This is a genomic window from Lacrimispora sp. YZC11 (genome assembly GCF_057543815.1).
The window spans coordinates 101,379-127,300 of the sequence record NZ_BAAJYQ010000008.1 but is presented as its reverse complement, the minus strand read 5'-3'; the positions used below and the strand labels follow the sequence as shown (position 1 = coordinate 127,300).

General features: G+C 44.0%; 21 protein-coding genes and 2 tRNA genes. 19 read left to right on the top strand and 4 right to left on the bottom strand.

Annotation, left to right across the window (positions count from 1 at the left end; genetic code table 11):
* Nucleotides 1-3 precede the first annotated feature (3 nt).
* Nucleotides 4-1,470, top strand: a complete 1,467-nt coding sequence (locus AC27IJ_RS12775) for an anti-sigma-I factor RsgI family protein (protein WP_487149186.1) — start codon at nt 4-6, stop codon at nt 1,468-1,470.
* Nucleotides 1,471-1,550: 80 nt separating this feature from the next.
* Nucleotides 1,551-1,622, top strand: a tRNA-Gln gene (locus AC27IJ_RS12770).
* A gap of 57 nt (nt 1,623-1,679) precedes the next feature.
* On the opposite strand, the gene AC27IJ_RS12765 is transcribed toward AC27IJ_RS12770, so the two are convergent.
* The 3 genes from AC27IJ_RS12765 to AC27IJ_RS12755 are packed head-to-tail and all read right to left on the bottom strand — an operon-like array spanning nt 1,680 to nt 6,095.
* Nucleotides 1,680-2,792: a glycoside hydrolase family 88/105 protein gene (locus AC27IJ_RS12765; protein ID WP_487149185.1), complete on the bottom strand. Its 1,113-nt coding sequence runs from the start codon at nt 2,790-2,792 to the stop codon at nt 1,680-1,682.
* Between the two features lies 1 nt (nt 2,793).
* Entirely contained in the window at nt 2,794-4,320 is a 1,527-nt protein-coding gene (locus AC27IJ_RS12760) for a response regulator transcription factor (protein WP_312447878.1), read from the bottom strand.
* Nucleotides 4,320-6,095, bottom strand: a complete 1,776-nt coding sequence (locus AC27IJ_RS12755; protein ID WP_487149182.1) for a sensor histidine kinase — start codon at nt 6,093-6,095, stop codon at nt 4,320-4,322. Before AC27IJ_RS12755 ends, AC27IJ_RS12760 begins: the two co-directional genes overlap by 1 nt.
* A 215-nt stretch (nt 6,096-6,310) precedes the next feature.
* Here AC27IJ_RS12755 and AC27IJ_RS12750 point away from each other — a divergent pair, with 215 nt between their 5' ends.
* From AC27IJ_RS12750 to AC27IJ_RS12685, 14 genes are all read left to right on the top strand, one after another.
* Complete coding sequence (locus AC27IJ_RS12750; protein ID WP_312447873.1) at nt 6,311-7,669, top strand: ABC transporter substrate-binding protein; 1,359 nt, start codon at nt 6,311-6,313, stop codon at nt 7,667-7,669.
* A 115-nt stretch (nt 7,670-7,784) separates the two neighbouring features.
* Nucleotides 7,785-8,696, top strand: a complete 912-nt coding sequence (locus AC27IJ_RS12745; protein WP_487149179.1) for a carbohydrate ABC transporter permease — start codon at nt 7,785-7,787, stop codon at nt 8,694-8,696.
* A 5-nt stretch (nt 8,697-8,701) separates the two neighbouring features.
* The gene (locus tag AC27IJ_RS12740) at nt 8,702-9,547 is read left to right on the top strand and encodes a carbohydrate ABC transporter permease (RefSeq protein WP_312447869.1); all 846 of its coding nucleotides are present in this window, start codon (nt 8,702-8,704) and stop codon (nt 9,545-9,547) included.
* Between the two features lie 50 nt (nt 9,548-9,597).
* Entirely contained in the window at nt 9,598-11,307 is a 1,710-nt protein-coding gene (locus AC27IJ_RS12735) for a glycoside hydrolase family 2 protein (protein WP_312503695.1), read from the top strand.
* Between the two features lie 142 nt (nt 11,308-11,449).
* Nucleotides 11,450-11,522: transfer RNA gene (locus tag AC27IJ_RS12730), tRNA-Gln, on the top strand.
* Between the two features lie 179 nt (nt 11,523-11,701).
* On the top strand, nt 11,702-12,427 hold the full coding sequence (locus AC27IJ_RS12725; protein WP_312447865.1) for an acyl-[acyl-carrier-protein] thioesterase: 726 nt from the start codon (nt 11,702-11,704) through the stop codon (nt 12,425-12,427).
* Between the two features lies 1 nt (nt 12,428).
* Complete coding sequence (locus AC27IJ_RS12720) at nt 12,429-13,268, top strand: CvfB family protein (protein WP_312447863.1); 840 nt, start codon at nt 12,429-12,431, stop codon at nt 13,266-13,268.
* Nucleotides 13,269-13,297: 29 nt separating this feature from the next.
* Nucleotides 13,298-13,882, top strand: coding sequence for a class I SAM-dependent methyltransferase (locus AC27IJ_RS12715; RefSeq protein ID WP_313155696.1), 585 nt, complete (start codon nt 13,298-13,300; stop codon nt 13,880-13,882).
* A 416-nt stretch (nt 13,883-14,298) separates the two neighbouring features.
* Entirely contained in the window at nt 14,299-15,411 is a 1,113-nt protein-coding gene (locus AC27IJ_RS12710) for an ABC transporter ATP-binding protein (protein WP_312447859.1), read from the top strand.
* A gap of 103 nt (nt 15,412-15,514) precedes the next feature.
* Nucleotides 15,515-16,603 (top strand): PucR family transcriptional regulator, encoded by a 1,089-nt coding sequence (locus tag AC27IJ_RS12705; RefSeq protein ID WP_312447858.1) that lies wholly within the window; start codon nt 15,515-15,517, stop codon nt 16,601-16,603.
* Nucleotides 16,604-16,830: 227 nt separating this feature from the next.
* Nucleotides 16,831-17,517, top strand: a complete 687-nt coding sequence (ftsE, locus tag AC27IJ_RS12700) for a cell division ATP-binding protein FtsE (RefSeq protein WP_312447856.1) — start codon at nt 16,831-16,833, stop codon at nt 17,515-17,517.
* Nucleotides 17,507-18,415: a permease-like cell division protein FtsX gene (gene ftsX, locus AC27IJ_RS12695; protein WP_312447854.1), complete on the top strand. Its 909-nt coding sequence runs from the start codon at nt 17,507-17,509 to the stop codon at nt 18,413-18,415. The genes ftsE and ftsX overlap by 11 nt, the downstream gene beginning before the upstream one ends.
* 309 nt (nt 18,416-18,724) lie before the next feature.
* Nucleotides 18,725-18,865, top strand: a complete 141-nt coding sequence (locus AC27IJ_RS12690; RefSeq protein WP_312503698.1) for a M23 family metallopeptidase — start codon at nt 18,725-18,727, stop codon at nt 18,863-18,865.
* A 48-nt stretch (nt 18,866-18,913) separates the two neighbouring features.
* Nucleotides 18,914-20,221, top strand: coding sequence for a S41 family peptidase (locus tag AC27IJ_RS12685; protein WP_312447850.1), 1,308 nt, complete (start codon nt 18,914-18,916; stop codon nt 20,219-20,221).
* 77 nt (nt 20,222-20,298) lie between these two features.
* On the opposite strand, the gene AC27IJ_RS12680 is transcribed toward AC27IJ_RS12685, so the two are convergent.
* On the bottom strand, nt 20,299-21,321 hold the full coding sequence (locus AC27IJ_RS12680; protein WP_487149173.1) for a threonine aldolase family protein: 1,023 nt from the start codon (nt 21,319-21,321) through the stop codon (nt 20,299-20,301).
* 230 nt (nt 21,322-21,551) lie between these two features.
* Here AC27IJ_RS12680 and uvrB point away from each other — a divergent pair, with 230 nt between their 5' ends.
* The 3 genes from uvrB (at nt 21,552) to feoB (ending at nt 25,900) form a co-directional block, all read left to right on the top strand.
* Nucleotides 21,552-23,537, top strand: coding sequence for an excinuclease ABC subunit UvrB (gene uvrB / locus AC27IJ_RS12675; RefSeq protein ID WP_312447846.1), 1,986 nt, complete (start codon nt 21,552-21,554; stop codon nt 23,535-23,537).
* A 133-nt stretch (nt 23,538-23,670) separates the two neighbouring features.
* Nucleotides 23,671-23,910: a FeoA family protein gene (locus tag AC27IJ_RS12670; RefSeq protein ID WP_312447933.1), complete on the top strand. Its 240-nt coding sequence runs from the start codon at nt 23,671-23,673 to the stop codon at nt 23,908-23,910.
* Nucleotides 23,903-25,900 (top strand): ferrous iron transport protein B, encoded by a 1,998-nt coding sequence (gene feoB / locus AC27IJ_RS12665; protein WP_312447844.1) that lies wholly within the window; start codon nt 23,903-23,905, stop codon nt 25,898-25,900. Before AC27IJ_RS12670 ends, feoB begins: the two co-directional genes overlap by 8 nt.
* Nucleotides 25,901-25,922: the final 22 nt, after the last annotated feature.

Here is a 25,922-nt window from a genome sequence, read left to right as displayed (position 1 = left end):
AAGATGGCTGAATTAAATCGCAGACAACTGAATAGACAACAGATTGAAGCCTGCTTAAAATCTGCGGCCAGGGACTTGACTCCCAATGTTTTGGAACGGATTGACTTGAGTACTCCTCAGATAAAGGCAGAGAAGGAAAAACGTTCTGTTTTCTTCCTGAGACAGAGGGTCGTTGCGACTCTGGTGGCTGCATGCTTTTGCATGATCGCTCTGGCAGGGGGAACCTATACTTATCAAAATGGTAAAGTGGATTCTGTAATCGGAATCGATGTAAATCCAAGCGTGGAATTATCTGTGAATAAAAAGAATAAGGTCCTGGCGGCAAAGGCTCTCAATGAGGATGGGGAGAGCATTATGCAGGACATGGATTTAAAGGGTGTGGATTTGAACACGGCCGTTAACGCTGTGATCGGTTCCATGGTCACCCATGGTTATCTAAATGATCTGGATAATGCGATCCTGGTCACTGTGTCCAATGACAGCATCAGCAAGGCCCAGGGCCTGCGCCATGCAGTAGTAAATGACATCCGGAATACACTGGAGGAGAAACAGCTGAAGGCTGTGGTGTATGACCAGCAGGTCATGGAAGAGGATGAAGTAAAACAACTGGCAGAGGAATATAAGATTTCTTATGGAAAGGCTTATTTTTTAAGGGAGCTGATCCTGCAGAATCCGTCTCTTACCATAGATGATATGAAGGCGCTGGCGCCTCTTACCATGGAGGAGATCGCAAAAGTAATAACGGAGCGTTCCTATGCGGTGGGCGGAAAGACAGATGCAGGGGAAGAAACGACCCCGGCGGATACAACCCAGGCTGCCACAGCAACGGAGCCACAGACCATAGCGGATAGTTCTTCGGCGGAAGAATCCAATACGGCAGCATCTGCCTCGGAAACGGATGGCCAGACACCGACGCAGGCATCCCAAAGCCAGCCAAACACCTCCACAGCGGCAACTGCAGCGGAAGAGACTACCACGGAAGAGGAAGTCGTATCAACGGAAAAGATTAAAGTGGATTATGTGGATTACGACAACGGCGTTGTCATGGTTTATTTTAAAACCAAAGTGAAATGGAAAAATCCTACGGTCTCAATAAATGATGGGGATGGAAATTCCTATTCCGCCAAGGTGGGAGATACGGATTCCTACTCCTGTGAGATTCATGTGACAGGGCTTCAGGGAGGAATGGAATATACCTTCACCCTGGGCGGCATTTCTCCGAAGATCGGGAAGCAGACAACGGTTAAGGGAGTTTTTGAAACTCCTGTGATCGGAGACGGAAATGCGGATCCGGATCCGGCGGAAGAAGAGAGTGAAGAGACGAAGCAAACGGAGCAGACTGACCCTGCCAAGGAAAGCCCGTCTGAAACAACGAAGAATGTGACGGAAACAGGGAAAAATGCTTCCCAGGAAGAAACCCATACAACAAAAAATCAGGAAGAATCTGCAAAAGCACGAAGCTCTTCCTGATGGGCTTTTTTTGGAAATAAAATGGAATAAAGTGCTTGACCGGAATGAAAAGCTATAGTATAATACATTCGTTGCACTGATGGGCTATCGCCAAATGGTAAGGCAACGGACTCTGACTCCGTCATTTCAAGGTTCGAATCCTTGTAGCCCAGTGATAAGAAAAACCAGTAAATCTTGTATTTACTGGTTTTTTTGTGTTTATTTCTATGTTAATTCAATGCTTCGACCAGTGAAATCAGTGCCAAAGATTGCCCGTAGGCCATGGGGCGAATGGTAATATTTTTATAATGATCTGCATGATAGCCCATTCCGGTTCCTGCGGAAACATTTAACACGGTTCCGTCTTCCGCTATATTTTTGCATATCGCTTTGACTGCCCGGTCTGCACAGTCATGATATGATTCATCAAGAATCCCCATTTTTATTCCTTTTAAAATACCACCGGCGATTGCTCCCGAACCGGATACTTCTTCGTAACTTTCAGGATCAGTAAGAACGGTGTGCCATAAACCAGAAGGGGCCTGTAAATCTTTCAAAGCATTCACCTGGGCTTTAAAAGTATCTGTAAAGTAAGTGAGAAGTCCCTGGTCAAGAGTTCCTTCATAGGACTCAATAAATTCCAGAATTCCATAGGTAAACCAGGAGTTGCCTCTGCACCAGAATATTCCTCCGAAATTATTGTTTAACGGAAAACTCCAGCCATGATAAAATAATCCGGTATGTTTGTCGTATAAATATTTGATATGTAATAATACCTGGTGGAGAGCCTCACCAATCCACTCCTGATCCTGGAAACGCAGGCCCATTTTATGTAAAAACAGAACTGCCATAAATAACGTATCAATCCACATTTCCCCATCATTTAGCAGGACGCCGTCACGGTTTCCTATGGCAGTTACCACATGCTGGAAGCCGCCTTCCTTTGTCTTTGGAAGTCCGGTCATCAGCCAGCGGGCGTGATCCAGACACAGCTTATCGTATTCCGGATTCTTAAGAGTATCAAGCAGTTCGGCTAAGACCAGGTATGGGGCAGTCGTATTAATATTTTTACTGGGCAGTCCTTTCTTTAAATTGTTCTCAAACCAGCTGTCAAAAAATTCTAAGTAACGGTTATCTCCGTAAAATCTCTGAAGCTTTAAAAGACCATAAAGACCTACGCCCTGAGGCCAGTCCCATTCTTCGATACCAAAGTCTCTGGCGATGATGCCGCGGCTTGCTTCTTCCTTTCCTACAGAGCGGTCATTTTCATAGTCGGCACCTCCCAAGTTCATTAGTTTGTCCATCACAAGATGAATTTTTGGCAGTAATACTTTGTTTGTCATGTCATTCTCCTCCATTTAATTTTTTTGCATACGCGCTAGGCGTCATTCCCGTATTTTTTTTGAAAATCTGGCTGAAATACTGGGGATTATTTCCACATCCTACCTGCTGCGCGATCCATTGAATCTGTTCGGTATGCCCTTCTGCTAATAATTGCTTGGCTTTCTGGATGCGCAGGATAGTGATGTAGTTTGAAAATTTTTGTTTTGTTTCCTTACTGAACCGTTTGCTTACATAATCCACATTCATAAAAAGGTAATTTTCTGCGATGGATTTCAAGGTAAGATTTGGATTGCCCAGATGTTCTTCTACATACTGCATGACCTTTTCGATAAAAGGGCTGTAGCGCTGGGAATGGGCGGATGGCTCTTTTAAGACCTCGTTAAGCTTTTCACAAAGCATGGCACGGATGCCGCCAATCTCAGTCTGCTGGTTTAAATCCATCAGATACTCCGTGGTGTCCACGGATGAGAGATAGTTGCTTTCTGTGGCAAATTTAATCAGAATCCGGGAGCCTGCCTGTTTTAAAAAATCGGTATTACTGATGTCGTTTAAAATCGCAGTAAGTTCCTCAAGATGTGATTTTAGTTCGAAACCGTTTGCTTCTATCAAAATCGTGGTCAGCTCTTCTATTTTGGAGATCAAGTTTTTATAATTACAGGTGGGGACTGGCTGCAGTCCATTCATAAAATAGATGATTCCGTAACGTTTGATCTTTGTAATCAGGGTTTCTAAAAGCTTTCCTAAGCTGGAAAAGGTATAACGTTTATAATCTAATTCCACAGACTGCACCTTCGGATTTAAGCTGCGCATGAAGGAATCGAACTTATCATAAGAGACCTGGTACCCCTCAAAAAACAGAATCAGGGAGTTTTTTACATAGATACTGTATAGTTCAATACCAGGTGCATGTTCGGCCATGTAATCGTAAATACGGCTTAAAACAGAGATAAAGTAATCTTCTTCCAGATAGTGGAGAAAACACATTTCGTAACCTGTATTATAGAAATCCATAAATCCGGAATAGGCATTCCAGGAAGATTCTGCTGGTTTAAGCAGAAAAATCTGTTCGTTGATAATATTTGCCAGGATGCTGTGGTGGAGATTGGCTGTCAGCGCCTTCTGGCGTTCTTTCATATCCTGAAATGCCTGACGGTGATAGTATTCCTGGATGACATCCCGCATACTTTCCATGATTTGCTCCTCGTTGCAGGGCTTGAGAAGATAATGATGGACCCGGTATTTCATCGCCTGTTTTGCATATTCAAATTCCCCAAAGCCAGACAGCAGGATAAACTGGGTATCTATATCGGCTTGGGATATACGTTCGATCAACTCTAATCCTGACAGGCCAGGCATCCGTATGTCAGTCATAACGATATCCGGCGATTCATCGAGGATCATATGATATGCCTCAATCCCATCGCGGCAGGTTCCTATAAGTTCGATGCCCAGGCTGTTCCAGTCAATAAGAGAAGAAATAGATTCCCGGATCATTCGTTCATCATCGGCAATAATTAATTTCAGCATTAACGTTCTCCTTTCGTATCAGAAATGACTAAAGGCGGAGGGTTAAGAGGAAAAGACAACCGGGCAACGGCTTGGTCTTCCTCATTATAGAGCGTAAGACCGTAGTTCTCTCCGTAAGTAAGTTCCATTCGCTCCAGAATATTTAAAAGACCAATTCCAAAACCATGAGGTTCTATTTTGTGAGTTTTTAGTTTCTTTAAGAGGTCTTCTTCAAAGACGGAGCTGTTATTTTTTACAGATACGAAGAGGGAAGAACCATCTGTTTCAGCTACGATCTGAATTCGGCATTCTTCCGTATTTTCCTCCAATCCATAACGGATGGCATTTTCCACCAGTGGCTGGAGGGTCATCTTAAGTACATAACAGCCGATGAGATTCTGGGGAGCGGATATCTCATATTCCAGCCGGTCTTCATAGCGATATTTTTGGATTGTCATATAGCATTGCACAAGCTCCAGTTCCCGGCTTAAAGGAACTTCTTTGTGCTTCTGGTCCAGTGTAATGCGAAGGAGAGTGCCCAGGGATTCCGTCATGGAGGAAATATCTTTTGCCCCAACTGTCTTTGCCCTCCAGTTGATAGATTCTAAGGTGTTGTATAAAAAGTGAGGATTCATCTGAGTTTCCAGGGCTTTTAGCTGAGCTTCCTTTATAAGGATTTCGTTTAAGTAATTGGTTCGGATCAGCTGGTTTACTTTATCCACCATTTGGTCAAAACAGGTGTGAAGAATGCCCAATTCATCGGTACGTTTGCTGTAATCGTAGGAAATCTGCGGTGTTTCGTTTTGTCCGGCTGCAAAGCACTCCATTTTTAAAAGCAGATTATCAAAATGCCTTGTAATAGAGTCAATCAAAGCAGAGGAGAGCAGGATGGCCAGTCCTATGGATACAGTAATGATTGCCAGGCAGATTTTTAAGCTGGTACGGAGAGAATCCGCGATGCTGCCATATGGAATCAGACAAACATAATCCCAGTCAAATTCCGGTATGATTCCTTTGACATAAAAGAAGCTGTTTCCATCCGGATTTACAATACCATATCTGGAATGAAAAAAATCATCAAAAAGTGATAATTCACCGGCTTTTAAACTGGAGGAATTATAGATTAAGTCCTCCTGACCGTAAAGAATATAACGGGTGTCATCATAAAAGTGGCTGGTGCCGGTGGCTGCCTTGATCAGTCCGTCAATATTTAAGCTGACAACAAGCGTTCCCAGAGAATCAAGACTTAAATATTCCGAGCGGCGAAGATTCTTAACCATAAACAGGCCGTATTCATCGCTGTAATCGGTGATCCAGAGGGTACGTCCCTTGGCTTTTTCGCCTCTTGTGACAAGATCTTTAATGACGGATTCCGGAAGGTTATTTCCCGATGTGATATGGGTATGAATGGAAAAGCGATCCTGATAAAGACTCATATAGTTGATATTGTTTTTCCGGAAGGTAAAATAATATTCATTTAAAGTTCCGTAAAGTGCTTTGTATGCAATGGAACGGTCCTGAACGCTGGTAGAATCCTTTAAAGTCCCGAGTCCGCTTTGAACATAGGTATCGGCCAGAAACATATCAGCCATGGTAGAAATATTGTCCAGCCGGTTATTCAGCTCTTTGGCAGTATAGGATAAGGATGAGGCTACAGATTGATAGAGCACCTTTTGATGGGCCTTGGAAACCAGGTGAATACTGAACAGAGAAACGAAAGCCAAAAGGATGATGCAAAGAAATACAATGGAATGAATCTTCTTTTTTAAGGAGAGATTTCTTATAAACTGCTTCATAAAGGACCGCCTTTCGCGTACTGAACTAATGACAGCTAAATTATATATAAAACATTCCCGTAAAACAACCAATTAAGTAAAAGAACTATTCAAATTATACAGACAACACGGTTTTTTCAACTTGGAACCCGGTTTTACTCATTTACTGGAATAATGGTGGGAAGTATAATGAAAACGCTTGATACAGCAAAAGTAGATGAATGGAGGAAGGTTTCATGAAGAAAAGAATTGCGTTACTAATGGCGGCAGCTATGGCAGCAGCTTCACTTACCGGATGCGGAGGCGGTGCCACATCTACAACTGCAGACACTACGGAAGGTTCTGCAGCAGCAGGGACTACCGAAGCAGGTGCAGGGAATGGAGGCGGAGATGTTAAACTGACTATGAGCTGGTGGGGAAATCAGGTCAGAAATGAGAAAACCCAGGCTGCCTTAGACTTATATGCGGAGCAGAACCCGGGGACAGTGATAGAAGGGCAGTTTTCCGAGTGGTCTGATTACTGGAACAAACTGGCTACGTCTGCAGCAGGACAGGCGATTCCGGATCTTGTTCAGATGGATTATTCGTTCATTGATCAATATGTAAAGAACGGACTGTTGGTAGATTTGAAGCCATATATTGAAGATGGCACCCTGGATGTTTCCAATATTTCTGACAACACCATGGCCAGTGGTACGGTTGGAGATGGGATCTACGCGATCTGCGCAGGAATTAATGCGCCATCTCTTCTGTATAATAAGACTCTGCTGGAAGAAAACGGGATTGAAATTAAGGATTATATGACTACAGATGAATTCATTGATGTGTGCCGCCAGGTTTACGAAAAGACAGGGTATAAAACAAACATTGCCTATTATAATGCGGGAGCCTATCTGGATTATTTTATGAGAGGTTATGATGTCGTTCTCTATGGAGACAAAAAGATGGGTGGAACCGCAGAAGAGTATCTTCCGTTTTTCCAGATGTATGAGACGGGAATTAAGGAAGAATGGTTTATTGATCCAGGTGTATTTGCTGAACTTTCTATCGGTTCCGTTGAACAGGAGCCTCTGGTTTACGGCTCCGGTCCTGAAACCATGTCCTGGTGTGCCTTTTATAGCTCTAACCAGCTGACTGCCGTACAAAAAGCAGCTCCGGATGGCATGGAGATCGGTATTACCACCTGGCCGTCAGCAGATCCCAAGAAATCCGGTTATTTGAAATCCGGTCAGTTTTTCTCTGTTGGCGCTCATACAAAGAATCCGGAAGAAGCAGTTAAGGTTCTAAACTTCTTAACCAATTCCAGTGAAGCAAACAATATTTTACTGGGTGAAAGAGGAGTTCCGGCTTCCAGCGTGATTGCCAACGAACTGGCACCGAAGATGAGTGATGTGGATCAGGAGGTGATCCGTTATATTAACGAGGTTGTGACCCCTAACTGCTCTCCCATCAATCCGCCGCAGCCAGACGGCGCAAGCGAGGTTTCCAATCTGTTAAATCAGGTTCAGGAACAGCTGTGCTACGGTGCATATGATGCAGCTACAGCCGCAGAAGAATTCTTTAACGGGGCCAATAATATCATGAACAAAAAATAATTTAACCGAATCAAGCGGATTGCGAATATCTGCCTGATTAGAAGCTGTACAGGGGCAGAGACGGCTCTGCCCCTATTTTAATAAGAAAACAGTTATCCATGAATGGAGGACGTCTATGAAATATGACAAAGGTGCAGGCCTCAGGCATTTCCTGAACAAAGAAAGTACAGTGGGAGTGATATTCAGTCTTCCGTTTATCATCGGCTTTCTACTGTTCATGGTGGTGCCCATGGGGATTTCCTTTTACTATTCTTTATGTGATTATAACATTTTGTCGCCGCCTGTTTTTGCAGGACTTAAAAATTACATAAAAATGTTTACCGATGATAAAGTGTTTTTTCAGACCATAGGGGTTACGTTTTATTTCGCCTTTGTATCTGTTCCTCTTCGTTTGGTTTTTGCACTTATGGTGGCGATGCTTCTGCTTAATACAACAAAGGCAACCGGCTTTTACCGGGCGGCTTACTATCTGCCATCCATTATTGGAGGTTCTGTGGCAGTCGCCATTCTCTGGAAGCGGATGTTTGCAACCGACGGTGTGATAAATCATCTTTTGGGTATTATGGGGATACAAACCAGCTTTGCATGGCTTGGAAATAAGAATACGGCTATCTGGACTCTTATTATCCTGGCAGTATGGCAGTTTGGTTCTTCTATGCTGATCTTTTTATCATCCTTAAAACAGATTCCGGTGACGCTTTATGAGGCGGCCAGAGTTGATGGTGCAAATAAATTTTCCCAGTTTTTTAAGATCACTCTGCCTCTTTTAACACCGACTATTTTCTTTAATTTAGTAATGCAGATGATTAACGGTTTCCTGGCATTTACACAGTGCTTTATTATTACTCAAGGCAAACCCTTAAACTCCACTCTGTTCTATACCGTTTATATGTACCAGCAATCCTTCGAGTTCCATAATACTGGATACGGGGCAGCGCTGGCCTGGGTAATGCTGGGGATTATAGGTCTTATTACAGTAATTCTGTTTGCAACAAAGAAATTCTGGGTTTATACGGAAGGAGTGTGAGACAGTTGAAAACCAAAAGAAAAATAGGAAAAGCTTTTTACCATGTAATCGTCTGTGGTCTGGGGCTTGTGATGATTTATCCTCTGGTTTGGATGGTTATGAGTTCTTTTAAGGAAACCAATACCATCTTTATAACGGCAGGCCAGCTGATTCCGGAAAAATTTGTGCTTTCCAACTATATAAATGGCTGGAAAGGTTTTGCAAAGATTACTTTTGCAGTTTTTTTTAAGAATTCTTTATTTATATCCGTTGTGGCTACCTTGGGAACTGTTTTTTCCTCGGCTTTGGTAGCCTATGGCCTTGCAAGATGCAGATTTTTTGGCAGAAGGATTTTGTTTGTGGCCATGCTGCTTTCTATGATGCTCCCGGCTCAGGTACTGATGATCCCTCAGTATTTATGGTATCAGAAATTAGGGTGGGTAGGAAGCTATATGCCGTTGATTCTTCCTTATTGCTTTGCGATCCAGGGATTTTTTGTTTACCTGATGATTAATTTCATTGATGGAATTCCCAGGGAGCTTGACGAGGCAGCCAAGATTGACGGTTGTTCTTATTATGGCATATTTTCCAGGATCATCATGCCGCTTATAACCCCTGCGCTTATTACGGCCAGCATTTTTTCATTTATGTGGAGATGGGATGATTTTCTTTCAGCTCTGCTCTATATCAATGAGTCTGCCAAATATCCGGTCAGCCTTGCTTTAAAATTGTTTTGTGATCCAGGATCTTCTTCCGATTACGGTGCGATGTTTGCAATGGCAACCCTATCAATACTGCCTGCAGTAATTATCTTTATCTGCCTGCAGAAATACCTGGTGGAAGGCATCAGTACTTCTGGTTTAAAGGGGTAAGACAACGTGCTGCCTTTCGTGCATGCATAAAAATGGAAAGGAGAATGAATATGGTCATTGATAATTATCCAAGACCTGATTTTAAAAGGGAGGATTGGACGACTCTGAATGGAGAATGGGATTTCTCCTTTGATGAACCGGTATTTGACCGGAAGATTCAGGTTCCGTTCTGCTATCAGTCCGAAATGAGTGGAATCGGCGATACAAAGGTCCACCATATGGTATGGTACCGGAAAGAGTTTCTTGTGGAGACAAGCAGATTAAGTGGAAAAAGCCTGCTTTTAAAGTTTGGAGCCGTGGATTATGAAGCCGAGGTTTATATCAATCAAATCTATGCAGGCGGCCACAAAGGCGGTCACACCCCCTTTGATTTAGATATTACCGGACTGGTTTTAAAAGGTAAGAATATCGTAACGGTTAAAGTTACAGATTACAGTGACGCGGATAAGCCGAGAGGAAAGCAGACATGGACAGGTGAAAATTTTGCCTGTTGGTACACTCCTACAACTGGCATCTGGCAGAGCGTGTGGCTGGAATACGCGGGTAAACCCTATATCAAACGAATTAAGGCAACTCCGGATCTGGAACGTAATGAAGTTCTATGCGAAATCTTTATTTCCCCCATGGAGCGTATTGGTGCGGAAGTTTCTTTTCATAGCCTTCCTGTAGAAGGTGGTATTGAAATGGATTTAGGCATCTTGAAAATTTCTTGTGAAAATGGATATGGAAAGGGAATTTTAGCTTTGCCGGACTTGGATCTGCGCCGTGATCAACTGACATGGACGCCGGAAAAACCCAATCTAATTGAGATGGAGGTAAGTCTACAAAATGATAAGGTAACCAGTTATTTTGGACTCCGGTCTGTCTGCGTTTCAAATGGGAAGATTCTGTTAAACGGAGAAGTATTATACCAAAGACTGGTTCTTGATCAGGGCTACTGGAGTCAAAGTCTTCTTACACCTCCGGATGAAGAAGCCATACGGAGCGATATTCTGCTTGCAAAGAAAATGGGGTTTAACGGGGCCAGAAAACATCAGAAAATTGAAGATCCAAGATATTATTACTGGGCAGATAGACTGGGATTTCTTGTATGGGGAGAGATGCCAAGCTGCTATATGTATACGGACAATACGGTTGAAAATACTTCCAGAGAGCTTACTGAATTCATTGAACGGGATTATAATCATCCGTCCATTATTACATGGGTGACAGCAAACGAAAGCTGGGGAATGAGAAATATAAAAACAGATCATAGCCAGCAGAGCTTTTCTAATATGTTGTATTATCAGGCCAAAGCTTTGGATAAAACCAGACCGGTCAGTGGAAACGATGGCTGGGAGCAGACGGAGCACACAGACATTCTGGCCTTACATGATTATGAACTGATGCCGGAAACCGAAGGAAAGTACGAATGTCTGGAAGATATCTTGTATAGCCAGGCGGAACGCCGCTTTGTTCTGGCGGATGGGCAGACGTATCGGGGACAGCCTGTCCTGATGACGGAGTATGGCGGTATCGCTTTTTCTGCAGAAGAGAAAGGCTGGGGATATTACAATAAGGTAGGAAGCGAAGGGGAATTTTTAAAACGTCTGGAACCTATTACGGATTTCCTGATTAAAAGCAGAAAATTTTCTGGTTTCTGCTATACGCAGCTTACGGATGTTATGCAGGAGACAAACGGTCTTTTAAGGGAAGATAGAACGCCTAAGCTTCCATTGGAAAAGCTGGAAAAGATATTTGGAAAGAAAATTTACAATTAAAGCCGGGTGGTTATGAAGTTTTTATCTTATCAGTTCAGCCGGGGGGCTGAACTGTAATCTTTTTAGTGGCCGGCAGAAAAATCATTAAAAAAAAGCTTGACTAATAGAGAAAAATCTTGTATAATTCCTCTTGTTGTATTGATGGGCTATCGCCAAATGGTAAGGCAACGGACTCTGACTCCGTCATTTTCAAGGTTCGAATCCTTGTAGCCCAGTTTGATAAACGGAACCCTATAAGGTTCCGTTTTTTGTATTACAGATCGTTAAGTTATTGTTAAGACTTTCCTTTTTGATATAATTTCTCTGGAAACCGGGACAGTGTTCTTTCGGGTTTATCTGGACAAGAGCATGAAAATGCTTTATAATGTTATATAATTTTGATGAGAGGTGTGAAATGTATACATTTGGCAGCAGGGTCCGTTACAGCGAAACTGATGAATGCGGAAGACTGACATTAACAGGCATCATGAATTATCTGCAGGATTGCTCTACGTTTCAGTCTGAGGATATCGGCCTTGGGATTTCCTACTTAACTGACCGTCATAAGGCATGGTGGCTTTCCTCATGGCAGATCGTGGTGGACCGTTATCCTGTGTTGGGCGAGGAGATTGTGGTGGGTACCTGGCCCTATGACTTTAAGGGGTTTTACGGATACCGGAATTTTACCATATGTGATCAGGCCGGTGAGTACCTTGTAAGGGCTAATTCCGTATGGTTTTTATTTGATACGGAAAAGGGACGTCCAGTTAAGATTGAACCGGATGACATCCGGGGATATGGAAGCGGCAATGAAAAGAGGCTTTCCATGGACTATGCTTCACGTAAGATCCAATTACCGGAGGAATATGAAAACACTGAGCCGGTCATCGTTGGAAAGCATCATATTGATACGAACCACCATGTCAATAATGCTCAATATGTAGAGATTGCCAGGGAGGTGCTTCCGGATGAAATGGAGGTTTCCGAACTGAGAGTGGAATATAAAAAGGCGGCAGTCTTTGGAGATGCAGTTTATCCCCGTGTGAGCCAGACAGAGGAAGGCTATACGGTTTCCCTGTGTGATGAGCGGGGAGCAGCTTACGCAGTCATCTGGCTGCGGGGAACAACAGAGAGGAAGTAACATGATTGAATTAGGAAAGATGCAGACCCTGGTGGTACAGAGGGTCAAGGAGTTCGGCGTATATCTAGGTGAGGAAGCAGGAAGCGATGTTTCCGTGCTTCTGCCAAAAAAACAGGTACCGGAGGGAGCCGGGCCCGGAGACAGGATCCCTGTATTTATCTATAAGGATTCGGAGGACCGGCTCATAGCCACAACAACAACACCGAAACTTCAGGCAGGTGAAACCGCTGTGCTTCAAGTGAAAGAAGTGGGTAAGATCGGCGCATTTCTCGATATGGGACTTGAAAAGGATCTGCTTCTTCCTTTTAAGGAGCAAACCCATAAGGTACGGCAGGGAGAGAATGTGCTGGTAGCCCTCTACGTTGATAAAAGCAAGCGTCTGGCGGCTACCATGAAGGTATATTCCCATATGAGCAATCAGTCGCCTTATAACAAGGAGGATCAGGTAACCGGGATCATTTATGAAATCAATGAAAGCCTGGGAGCCTTTGTGGCAGTAGATCATAAATATTACGGGCTGATTCCCCGGAAAGAAGTGTTTGAAAATTATCGGGAAGGCGATGAGGTAACGGCGCGGGTAACTAAGGTAAGAGAAGACGGGAAACTTGATTTAAGTCCCAGACAGAAGGCTTATATTCAGATGGATACGGATTCCGGCAAGGTTCTTGAGATCATAGAAACACAGTTTGGCGGCAGTCTGCCATTTACCGATAAGGCAGAGCCAGAGATTATCAAACGGGAATTTTCTATGAGCAAAAATGCATTTAAGCGGGCAATAGGACATCTCCTGAAAGAAGGAAAAGTCAGGATAACAGAAAGTAAGATCGAAAGAATCAAATAACGGGTAAAAAGGATAACAGGAGGATTATTTTGGACTCGATAGACTATTATAATAAGTATGCAGCAAAGGAATTTGAAGAAACAGTGAACCAGGATATGTCAGGAATTATGAAAGAATTCCTGGATCTTCTGGAAGAAGGTGATACGATTCTGGATTTAGGATGCGGATCAGGCAGGGACAGCCTGTCTTTCTATGAACTGGGATATGATGTGACACCGCTTGATGCGTCGGAAGAGATGTGTAAGCTGGCAGAAATCCATACCGGTCTGGAAGTGCTTCATATGACATTTGAACAAATAGATTTTGACAATGTGTTTGATGGAATCTGGGCCTGTGCATCCTTACTTCACACTCCGAAAAAGGAACTGTCTGACATTCTTACAAAGATAGCAAGGGCCTTAAATGATAAGGGAATCCTTTATATGTCTTTTAAACTGGGAGACTATGAGGGATTTAGAGGAAAACGGTATTTCTGCGACTTTACGGCAGATTCCATGACTGAACTTTTAAGAGATAATGAAAGGTTTGATATCGTAAAGCTTTGGGAAACAGAGGATGTGCGTTCTGGTCATTCTGACGTAAAATGGCTGAACGTTCTTGTGAGAAAGCGATAATACAACTTATCAGAAATCGCTTTTTAGATTTCTGATAAAAGGCAGTGCTTTTTACTGCCGTCAATCCGATTATGAAAACATCCTTTTGTTTTCATAATACAACGTATAAGATTTACAAGACGGTGCCAAAATTATTGGCACCGTCTTGTGATTTCTGACTAAAACAGGGAGGAAATACTCCCTGGCTATCGAATATAAACAGAAATAACTGAGCGTTTCTCTTGATATTTTGACGTTTCAATCATTTTTAAAACCCGTTATACAAATTAGCCAAAAGCCAGAATTGTATTTTGGTAAATAACAATATGGTAAAAGAAATTTAATTCATGTATGATTGTTTCAGAACAAGGGCCGCAGCTGTGGGGGCTGCCGGTTTAAATCAGAGTATAAACACTTTATTTTAGGAGGATTAGTAAATGGCTAGTTTATCACTGAAAAACATCGTCAAGAGATATCCTAACGGATTTGAAGCAGTTAAGGATTTTAATCTGGATATTGCTGATAAGGAGTTCGTCATTTTCGTAGGACCATCCGGATGTGGTAAGTCCACAACCCTTCGTATGATTGCGGGTCTGGAAGATATTTCTTCTGGTGAACTTTACATTGATGGAAAATTAATGAATGATGTAGAACCAAAAGACAGAGATATTGCAATGGTATTCCAGAACTACGCTTTGTATCCTCATATGTCAGTATTCGATAACATGGCGTTTGGTCTGAAACTGAGAAAAACTCCAAAGGACGAGATTGATAAGCTGGTACATGAAGCTGCAAGAATCCTTGATCTTGAGCATTTATTAGACCGTAAGCCAAAGGCTTTATCCGGTGGACAAAGACAGCGTGTTGCTATGGGACGTGCTATTGTTCGTAACCCAAAGGTCTTCTTAATGGATGAGCCGTTATCCAACCTTGATGCCAAGCTGAGAGGCCAGATGCGTATTGAGATTTCCAAGCTGCATCAGAGACTTCAGGCAACCATGGTCTACGTAACCCATGACCAGACAGAGGCTATGACCCTCGGTACCAGAATCGTAGTAATGAAGGATGGCGTTATCCAGCAGGTTGATTCTCCTCAGAGCTTATATGATAAGCCAGGTAATAAATTCGTTGCAGGTTTTATCGGAGCTCCTCAGATGAACTTAATCGAAGCTACTGTAGCTAAGAGAGGAAGCGACGTTACTTTAACATTTGGCGGAAATACAATTGCTCTTCCAGAAGGAAAAGCGAAAAAATTAGAGGCTGCCGGTTATATCGGAAAAACTGTTGCCTTAGGCATTCGTCCGGAAGATTTACATGATGAGGAAGCTTTCCTTACATCTTCTCCGGATAGTGTAATTGACGCTACTATCAGAGTTTACGAATTGTTAGGTGCGGAAGTTTACTTATACTTTGATGTGGAAGATGTGAACTTTACAGCAAGAGTAAATCCTCGTACAACAGCAAGACCTGGGGATACAATTAAGCTGGCTCTTGACTTAACAAAGATCCATGTATTCGATAAAGACACAGAAATCGTCGTTTTAAACTAAAATTTATGAAATTTTAAGCAAGCGGTTATTCTACCCGCTTGCTTTTTTTTTCTTTTTGCTTTAATATATAATAAGGTAAATTTACGAAAAAGGAGAATATGCCATGATTTCGAATCAAATACTTCAAACAACCATTGAAGGATTAAAAGGGATTACGAGAATTGATCTGTGTATTTGTGATACAGAAGGAAAGGTACTGGCAACCACATTTCCTGATGCGGAAGATTATGAAAGTTCAATCCTGGCGTTCGTGGATTCTCCGGCCGACAGCCAGGTAATCCAGGGATATCAGTTTTTTAAAGTGCTAGATGAGCACCAGTTAGAGTACATCCTTCTTGCAAAGGGTGGAAGTGACGATGTTTATATGGTCGGCAAGCTGGCCGCTTTCCAGATTCAGAGCTTGCTGGTAGCGTATAAAGAAAGATTTGACAAGGATAATTTCATTAAGAACTTATTGCTTGACAATCTGCTTTTGGTGGATATCTACAACAGAGCAAAGAAACTTCATATTGAAACAAATATCAAAAGGGTCGTATTCATCATTGAAACCCAGCATGAAAAAGATGTGAACGCACTGGAGACAGTCCGCAACTTATTTGCTGCAAAGACCAAAGATTTTGTTACCGCCGTTGACGAAAAGAACATCATCCTTGTAAAAGAAGTAAAGGAAGGCGAAACTTACGAGGATCTGGAAAAAACCGCCAACACTGTTTTGGACATGCTCAATACCGAGGCAATGACCCAGGTCCATGTAGCATTCGGTACTATTGTGAGCGAAATTAAAGAGGTTTCCAGATCTTATAAGGAAGCCAAAATGGCCATGGATGTTGGCAAGATTTTCTACAGCAATAAAAACGTGGTTGCCTATAGCAAACTGGGAATCGGACGTCTGATTTATCAGCTTCCGCTGCCTTTATGCCGCATGTTCATCAAAGAAATTTTCGACGGAAAGTCTCCGGATGATTTCGATGATGAAACTCTCTCAACAATTAATAAATTCTTTGAGAACAGCTTGAATGTTTCTGAGACATCCAGACAGCTTTATATTCACAGAAATACACTTGTTTACCGTTTAGACAAGCTTCAGAAAAGCACCGGCCTGGATCTGCGTGTATTTGAAGATGCCATCACCTTTAAGATTGCCCTGATGGTAGTAAAATACATGAAATATATGGAGAATCAGGACTATTGATATTAGTCTGGCAATGAGCAGTGAGAAAAGAGGCAGCTATACAGCTGCGTTGTGCTTGCACAAAAGCAGTTGTATAGCTGCCTCTTTTCATAATGCGAAGCCCGTTAACCGAGATGGAGCGAAGAGCATTCGGGGTTTTACTGCGGGGTTGAGGTCAGCAGTATCAAATTCTTTTCCCAATCCGCCAAAAGCAAAAGTAATCAAAGCACAAAAATTAGAGGACTGAAATGATTGAACTATGGAATGTAAGCAAAACATATGAGGCCGGAAATAAGGCGTTGCGTAATGTCAGCATAACCATTGAGGACGGGGAATTCGTTTTTATCATCGGCCGCAGCGGTTCTGGCAAATCCACGCTTTTAAAAATGCTGTTAAAGGAAGTGGAACCTACCTCCGGTAAAATCATTGTGAATGATATGAATTTGAGCAAGATGCCCAGAGGGTTCATTCCCAAATACCGGCGGAAGCTTGGCATGGTTTTCCAGGATTTCCGTTTGTTAAAGGAACGGAATGTTTATGAAAATGTAGCCTTTGCGCAGCGGGTGATCGGAGCATCCACAAGGAGCATAAAAGAATCGGTTCCCGCCATGTTAAAGATGGTGGGACTTTCTTCAAAATACAAGTTTTTTCCTCAGCAGTTGTCCGGCGGGGAGCAGCAGCGCGTTGCCATTGCCAGGGCTTTAATTAACCGTCCGGAGATCCTGTTGGCAGACGAGCCTACCGGAAACTTGGATGGACATAACTCCATGGAGATCATGAAGCTATTAAATGAGGTTAATAAGCTGGGGACAACGGTGATTGTTGTCACCCATAGCCAGGAGATCGTAGACCGGATGAAAAAACGGGTGATTGTGATGGACCGTGGAACCATCATAAGCGACGAGAAAAAAGGCGGTTATACATATGAGAATTAGTACGTTTTGGTATTGCCTGAAACAAGGTGTAAATAATATATGCAGGAACATTTTGTTTTCCCTGGCGTCCATTGCAACGGTTTCCGCCTGCATTTTTTTGTTCTGCCTGTTTTTTTCTATTGTTATTAACGTGCAATATGTGATTAAGAATACGGAAAGCACGGTGGGTATCACGGTGTTTTTTGATGATGGGCTGGACGAGAATAAGATCAAGGAAATTGGAAATAAGATCAAAGCCAGAGACGATGTAAAGGAAGTGACATACACTTCAGCAGAGGATGCATGGGAGGAAGCGAAACAGGAATACTTCGGGGATATGCAGGACCTTGCAGAGGGATTTGAGGAGGACAACCCGCTGGCCAATTCAGCTTCTTATACCATATTTTTAAAGGACCTGGTGGATCAGGACCAGGTTGTTGACTGGCTGAAGAGCATTGACGGTGTCAGGAAGGTCAATTATTCCAAAACCGCAGCAGAAGGAATGAATAGCTTAAGCAAGGTGATCGGAGTTCTTTCCATGCTGATCATCGGCGTCTTATTGGCTGTGGCCATATTCCTGATCAGCAATACCATTTCAGTGGCAGCGGCCTTCCGGAAGAGTGAAAACGAGATCATGAAATTAATTGGCGCCACCAACTATATGATCCGGGCTCCCTTTGTGGTGGAAGGAGTTGTCATCGGACTGGTGGGCGCATGCATTCCTCTGGTATCTATTTATTTTCTATACCGGTCCACAGTTGAATATGTGGTCACAAAGTTCAGCATCTTATCAGGGCTGTTTCAGTTCCTTCCGGTGGAAGCCATATTCCCCTATATGGCGGCAACGGCGCTGGCTCTTGGCGTTGGAATCGGATTTTTTGTAAGCTTCTTTACCATCCGGAAGCATTTAAAGGTATAAGGGAAGAATTTCGGCTTTTGAACGTGGGAATATATTGGCAGCATTGCTGCATAAGATAAAAAATGCCGGAGAGTGATATCCGGTCCAGGAAAAAATTCTCAGCTTTCCAGTTACGGAAAACAGATTAAGGCCCATCAGAGAGCTTTTCTGAGCCGGAAAAACGTATAATACGGTTTCTATGGGGAATATTAAGTTTATATGGTTCTGCCCGCATTAAGCTGGATCATTTCGGTTTTGCGCCGGGAATCTGCCATATCTACATACAGTTATTCTGCCGGCATATATTATTCTCTTTTGGCGGAGAAGTTTATGCCGTCTGTATGCACTGCTCCCGGCTTCTGGAATGAGCGGGAAGTATGGCAGGGGCAGGTAATTGCAAATGTGGGTGATACTGGATATTCCACAGGGCCTTGTCTCCATTTTGGGATCAGGCAAATGGCCGCCATGTAAATCCGGTGAAATACGCAAGCCCATAAAGAGCTAGATAGGAGAATAACAGTGGAAAGTAAGAATAAATTTTGGAAGGGTGCCCTAGTAGGAGCGCTTCTGACCACATTGGCAGGTCTTGTTATTGTGGGTATGTCTTTAGGAATCTTTCTGATCGGCAGGGCTGCAATTGACGGAAAGGGTCAGGCAGCTGAATCTGCCCAGGCGGAGAACCAGGAAGGCAATCTGGATATGAACCGGATCGTAGCCAAAATCCAGACCATTCAGAGCGTGATCGATAAGTATTACCTCTTTGATGAGGATACGAAAAATGTGGAAGACTGGATTTACAAGGGAATGCTGTATGGGCTTGAGGACCCTTATACGGTTTACTATACGGCAGACGAGTATGAGAAGCTGGTGGAGGACACCGCAGGAGAATACTGCGGAATCGGAGTCATGGTCAGCCAGAGTGCTACCACTGGTATCATCACGGTAACCAAGGTCTTTGAAGGAACACCTGGGGCTGAAGCAGGAATGCTGCCCGGCGACTTAATCTACAAGGTGGCCGATGAGGAAGTGACCGGCATGGATTTAGAACTGGTGGTAAAGGATCATATCAAAGGGGCGGAAGGAACATCAGTAATGGTCACAGTCCTTCGTCCGGATACCGGAGCCTATATTGACATGTCAATGGAGCGCCGTCAGATTACGGTTCCTACTGTAGAGCATGAAATGCTGGCGGACCATATCGGATATATATCAGTCAGCCAATTTGATACGGTTACAGCAGGCCAGTTTAAGAGTGCCATTGATGATCTGGAAAAGCAGGGTATGGAGAAAATGATCGTGGATTTGAGAAATAATCCTGGAGGAGTTGTGGATGCGGTGGTTTCCATGCTGGATTACATTCTTCCGGACGATCTGATAATCGAAGGGGATCCTAATCTGGTTAAGTCCAAGAAGAATAAAACGCTTCTGCTCTATATGGCGGATAAGAATGGAGAAGGGGAGCAATATTACGCCTCTGACGGTCATAAGGTAGATGTTCCCATGGCTGTATTAGTCAATGGACAGTCCGCCAGTGCCTCTGAAGTATTTTCCGGAGCTCTTAAGGCTTATGGCAGGGCGAAACTGGTGGGAACAAAGACTTTTGGAAAAGGAATTGTCCAGACACTGTTTCCTCTTGACCATGGTACGGCTATTAAGATGACTGTGGCCCATTATTATACCCCAAGCGGTTTTGACCTTCATGGAAAAGGCCTGGAGCCGGATGTTGCAGTTGATTTAAAAGAGGATTTAAAAACTAAGATCAAAATAGAGCATAGCGAAGATAACCAGCTTGCGGAAGCGATAAAAGCATTGAATGAGAACCGTTAGATTTTAACTATATCGTAAAAGGAAGAAGCCTTCTATGGCCGGCAAATTTAACTGCTGGCCATAGAGGGATTTTTTTATCAGCTCGTTTCCAGGAGACTGACAAACCGGCGGCATGCTTCTTCGCTGGCAGCCCAGGAAGTAACCAGCCGGATGGAGGTGTGGCTGTCATCGACCCGCTCCTGAATGGAGAAAAGGAAGTCCTTTTCCAGCTTTGCAATCACCTGGTCAGGAAGGATTGGGAAAAGCTGGTTTGTCATGGAATCAGAAAGAAAGGAATATCCGCATTTTTCAATTCCCCTTCTCAGGATGGCGGCCATCTCATTTGCATGGGAAGCCAGATCATAGAAGAGATTGTTGGAAAACAGCTCTTCAAACTGGATTCCCAGCAGCCAGCCCTTTGCCAGCATGGCTCCCCGCTGCTTAACCATAAACCGGAAATCCGGTTTTAAATCCTGATGGCAGATCACAAGGGCTTCTCCAAACAAAGCGCCTCCTTTTGTTCCGCCAATATAAAATACATCGGTAAGCTTAGCTATATCCTGTAATGTTAAATCATTCACAGAGCTTGTGAGTGCTGATCCAATGCGGGCTCCATCTAAAAACAGGTACAGTCCCTTCTGGCGGCAGATGTGGTGAATGGCTTCTAACTCTGCTTTGCTGTATTGGGTGCCGATCTCCGTTGAGTTGGAAATATAGACCATCTTCGGCTGAACCATGTGCTCATCGGTGTGAAGATCCAGGGCTTTCTGGATATGGGCAGGAGTCAGCTTTCCATCTTTGCTTGGCATGGCTAAAACCTTATGACCGGTGGCTTCAATGGCTCCTGTCTCATGGACGTTTATATGGCCCTTATCCGTGGAGATAACTGCCTGCCAGGGGCGCAGGGCAGTGCCGATGGTGATCAGGTTGGTCTGGGTGCCGCCCACGATAAAATGGACATCAGCATCCTCTCTGCCGATTTCCTGTCTGATGAGGGCGCGGGCACGGCTGCAATGGTCATCCAGTCCGTATCCATTGTTTTGGATTAAATTGGCATTGATCATTGCTTCTAAAATCTTCGGATGTGCGCCTTCGCTATAGTCATTATTAAAGCTGTACATTAATTATCCTCCTGCTGTTTCGTAGTATAGGATGTATGATATACTAAAAAGAGGAGAATTTCAATACCAAAGGAACAGATGTTCCCTGTTTTGCTATACTTTTTTACGGTCATATGCTATAATTGGCGGTAACAGACATTGTTATTCTTGCAAAGGCAGCGGACCAGGTGGATATGCTTGCATGCCCATTTGGGATTGCCCGCGGAGAAGGATTTGGAGGTAAAATAATCATGGACTTTATATTACATTCAGAATATGCCCCTACCGGTGACCAGCCAGAGGCCATTGACCAGCTTGTGAAGGGATTCCAGGAGGGAAATCAATTCCAGACATTATTGGGAGTTACCGGCTCTGGAAAGACCTTTACCATGGCAAATGTAATCCAGAAGCTGCAAAGGCCTACTCTCATTATCGCTCATAATAAGACGCTTGCAGCCCAGCTTTACGGTGAGTTCAAGGAATTTTTTCCTGAAAATGCTGTAGAGTATTTTGTTTCCTATTATGATTATTACCAGCCGGAGGCTTACGTGCCTTCTACGGATACCTATATAGAGAAGGATTCGGCGATTAATGATGAGATTGACAAGCTTCGGCATTCGGCTACGGCTGCTCTTTCGGAGCGGAAAGATGTGATCATCGTGGCATCGGTTTCCTGCATTTATGGCTTGGGAAGCCCTATTGACTATCAGGAAATGGTTATTTCCTTAAGACCCGGCATGATAAAGGACCGGGATGAAATGGTCCATAAGCTGATTGATATCCAGTATGACCGGAATGATATGGATTTCAGACGGGGGACCTTCCGGGTAAGAGGAGATGTAGTTGAGATATTCCCGGCCTATTCCGGCAGCGAGGCTTACCGGATCGAGTTTTTTGGAGATGAAGTGGAACGCATTACGGAGATAGATACCCTGACAGGAGAGATCCGGGCGGATCTGGGACATGTGGCCATATTTCCTGCTTCCCATTACGTCGTGTCCAGGGATAAGATGGAGCGTGCCGCCCAGACCATCCTGGAGGAATTAAAGGAACAGGTGGCGTATTTTAAGAGTGAGGACAAGCTGCTAGAGGCACAGAGGATTTCGGAACGGACGAATTTTGATGTGGAAATGATGAAGGAAACCGGCTTTTGCTCTGGGATCGAAAACTATTCCAGGCATTTAGTTGGAGGCAAGGAGGGAGAGCCTCCCTATACCCTGATCGATTATTTTTCGGATGATTTTCTTATCATAGTAGATGAATCCCACATTACCCTGCCTCAGGTGCGGGGCATGTTTGCAGGAGACCGTTCCAGAAAGTCAACACTTGTGAATTTCGGTTTCCGCCTTCCATCAGCCCTTGATAACCGTCCCTTGAATTTTGAGGAATTTGAATCCAAGATCAATCAGATGATGTTCGTTTCTGCCACACCATCTGTTTATGAGGAACAGCATGAGCTTTTAAGAGTGGAACAGATCATCCGGCCTACAGGGCTTCTTGACCCTGAAATCGATGTCAGGCCGGTAGAAGGACAGATCGACGACCTGGTTTCCGAGGTTAATAAAGAAGTGGCAAAGAAAAACAAGATTCTGATCACCACCTTAACCAAGCGGATGGCCGAGGATCTGACCGATTATATGAGAGAGGTGGGAATCCGGGTAAAATACCTCCACTCCGACATCGATACCCTGGAGCGATCCGAAATTATCCGGGACATGCGTCTGGATGTGTTTGATGTACTGGTGGGAATCAATTTACTGCGGGAGGGCCTTGATATCCCGGAGATTACCCTGGTGGCCATTTTAGATGCAGATAAGGAAGGTTTTCTCCGCTCGCAAACCTCCCTGATCCAGACCGTTGGAAGGGCGGCCAGAAACTCCGAGGGCCATGTAATCATGTACGCGGATCGGGTGACTGATTCCATGCGCGTGGCTATTGAGGAGACCAACCGAAGGAGAGCCATTCAGCAGAGCTATAATGAAGAACATGGGATCACTCCCACTACCATTAAAAAGGCGGTCCGCGATCTCATTGCCATCTCAAAGGCAGCCATTGAGGCTGAGAAGGACTTTAAGAAAGATCCGGAATCCATGGATGCAAAGGAACTGGAAAAGCTTGCCAAAGAGCTTACCAAGAAGATGCACCAGGCAGCGGCAGAGCTTAATTTTGAGGAGGCGGCAAAGCTGCGTGACCGGATGGTCCAGGTGAAAAAGATGCTTCAGGATATGGATGATTAAGGTATTAAAAAATGTTGCCCGGAACGGGTGAATGGTATTGACAATGATTCTCAATAAGAGTAAAATCTCAGTGGATGCATCCGAGGCAGGAGCCTTGAACGCCATCGGTTGGAAATGGCTGCATCCAGAGGAGATTATTATGAAGCTATATGAAGGAGAAATCGGAAAAACCTACATCGTTTACAGCGTGATGGTAAGAGATGCCATCACCAGGCGGCTGGAAGCCCTTGGAGTCAATGAACTGACGCCAGTTACCCTGATGAATAAGAAGGGAAGCGGCACTGTGATTATCAAGGTCAGGGGTACCCGTCTCGCTCTTGGGAGAAGGATATCGGAAGGAATTGAAATCAGGGAGGCTGTGGAGCATGAGTGAGGGTAGCAGAATGATTCGAGTCGGTTTTGTGGGAAACCCAAACTGTGGAAAAACAACCTTGTTCAATGCTTTTACAGGGGCAAAGCTTAAGGTGGCCAACTGGCCTGGCGTTACTGTGGAGAGAATGGAAGGAGAAACCAGCTACAAGGGACGCCCCATCCGGGTGATCGACACACCTGGAATTTATAGCCTGACCTGTTATACTCTGGAAGAAAAAGTAACAAGAAAATGCCTGGAAAGCGGGGAAGTGGATGTGATCATCAATGTGGTGGACGCCTCATCCCTGGAACGGAATCTGTATTTAACCCTTCAGCTTCTGGAACTTAAAAAACCGGTTATTTTAGCCCTTAACATGATGGACATCGTTGAGGACAGGGGAATGGAAATTGATTTGCACCGTCTTCCTGAGATGCTTGGATCCATCCCTGTAGTTCCGGTTTCCGCAAGAAAACGGACCGGTCTTGATGTGCTGCTTCATGCGGTAGTCCATCATTATGAAGAAGGCCCTCAAGGTGTGGTCGTAAATTATACGCCTAAAATCGAGAATAAAATTTCCAAGATAGAGACCGTACTAAAGGCCCATTACGGAAGCATGGACAATCTAAGATGGCATGCCATCAAGTTTATGGAATATGATGAGGAGGTCTGTAATGATCACCCCCTGGATTTAAGCAACATCGTTGACCATAATTATGAGAAGGAAATCATCAACCAGAAATACGATTATATAGAAAGCATCATCCACGAATGCCTGGTGAATAAAGAACAGAAGGCAGCATTTACAGATAAGATCGATGAGTATCTGACCCATCCCTTTTTGGGATTGCCCCTTTTCCTGGGTATCATGGCTATGGTGTTCTTTTTGACCTTTACTGTGGGCGATTTTTTAAAGGGGTATTTTGAAGTCGCCTTAAGTCTGCTTTCCACCTACATGCTGCAGTTTATGGAAGGAATCCATGCTTCTGCCTGGATCACTTCTCTGGTGGTAGACGGAATTATAGCCGGAGTAGGAGGAATACTTACGTTTCTGCCCAATATCTTTATCTTGTTTCTTGCCCTGGCTTTTCTGGAAGACAGTGGGTATATGGCAAGGGTTGCCTATATTATGAATGAGATCATGGGGCGGGTAGGACTGTCCGGAAAGGCTTTCCTTCCCATGCTTTTGGGGTTTGGCTGTACGGTTCCGGCAGTTATGGCTGCCAGGTCCCTTCCCAGTGAAAAGGACAGGAAGAGAACCATTTTAATTACGCCATTTATGTCCTGCTCCGCCAGACTTCCCATCTACGTGCTTTTTTCCCAGATGTTTTTCCCGAAACATGCTTTGATCGTAGCCTATTCCCTATATCTTATCGGGTTAATGGTGGCTATTACGATTGCGTATGTGACCCACCTGACGCATAAGGCGGAGGAAGAGGATACCCTTCTTATTGAGCTTCCAGAATATAAGACTCCTAACGTGAGGACGGTAGCAATTTATGTATGGGACAAAGTAAAGGACTATCTGAGCAAGGCGGGAACTACTATTTTCCTTGCTACCATAGTGCTTTGGTTTGTTTTGAACAGCGGGCCGTCGGGATTTGTGGCAGATGTATCACAAAGCTTTGCAGCCGCCATCGGCCGTGTTTTAATTCCTGTACTCCGTCCTGCAGGCCTTGGGGACTGGAGAATCGCAGTGGCCCTGATTTCAGGACTTTCGGCAAAGGAAGTGGTGGTTTCCAGCTTTTCGGTTCTGTTTGGAATCAACAATATAAATTCTGCAGCGGGAATGGGAGAGCTGTCCGGGATTCTTGGGAGCTTTGGTTTTGGCGGCGTCAATGCTTATGCCCTTATGATCTTCTGCCTCCTCTATTCCCCCTGTATTGCGGCTGTGGCAACAATTAAAAAGGAAACAGGTTCTATGAGATGGACCCTTGGCATGGTGTTTTTCCAGCTGGCAGTGGCCTGGGCCGCTTCAGTGCTGGTATTTCAGATTGGAAGTCTGATTTTTTAACTTAATATTAGAGGAATAAGCC